Raw genomic sequence first — 734 nt, 5'->3', positions numbered from 1 at the left:
AACCACAATAATGGCACATTTAAAGTCAATGGCATCGCATTGACCTTTACAGATCTGTCACGTGAAATTGAAAATGGCGATTGGGTTATGGTCTCTTCTTTACCAACAGCGAATGCAGGTTACAAAGTACTTTCTGTTGTTAAGTTTGAGCACTCTAACTTAACTGAATCCGTTGAAGTTGAAGGGCTAATAAGCGATTTAAATGAATCGACTTTCAAACTTGGTGCTAATCTAAGTGTTGATTATTCAATTGCCCACATCGACAACGATGACAGCAGCAATGGATTATCTAACGGTCTTTGGGTTGAAGTGACAGGCTCAATGGCAGGCTCTGTATTGAAAGCAGATGAAGTGGAAGTCGAAGGTTTTGATGAGATCGATAATGATACAGAAATTGAAGGCATTATTACTTGGGTAGCGAACGACAAATCATCATTTGATTTAAGCTACAAAGGTCGCTTTCTTGTCAATGACAATACTCGTTACGAAGACGGCAACAAGTCAAATTTAACTGTAGGTACAGAAATTGAAGTAACAACGAAACAAGCTAACGGCGAAAATGTTGCTACCGAAATCGAATTTGAACACAACGATGATTCACAAGATTGGAATGATAATGACGTTGATTTTGAAGGTGAAGTTCAGAGCACCAATGACGAAGCATTGAGCTTTGTTATTCAAACGTTCTCTGGCAATCAAACTATCTACGTTAACCAAAATACTCGCTATGAAGA

1 protein-coding gene is annotated in these 734 nt (G+C 38.4%); it reads left to right on the top strand.

Annotation, left to right across the window (positions count from 1 at the left end):
• Positions 1-734: DUF5666 domain-containing protein (locus AB4486_RS25925; protein WP_372119609.1), on the top strand; the 734-nt coding region annotated here is incomplete at both ends.

Origin of the sequence: Vibrio sp. 10N.222.55.C6, assembly GCF_041473395.1 — a bacterium.
In the GTDB taxonomy this organism is placed as follows: domain Bacteria; phylum Pseudomonadota; class Gammaproteobacteria; order Enterobacterales; family Vibrionaceae; genus Vibrio; species Vibrio crassostreae_C.
This window is presented reverse-complemented; position numbering and strand designations above follow the sequence as displayed.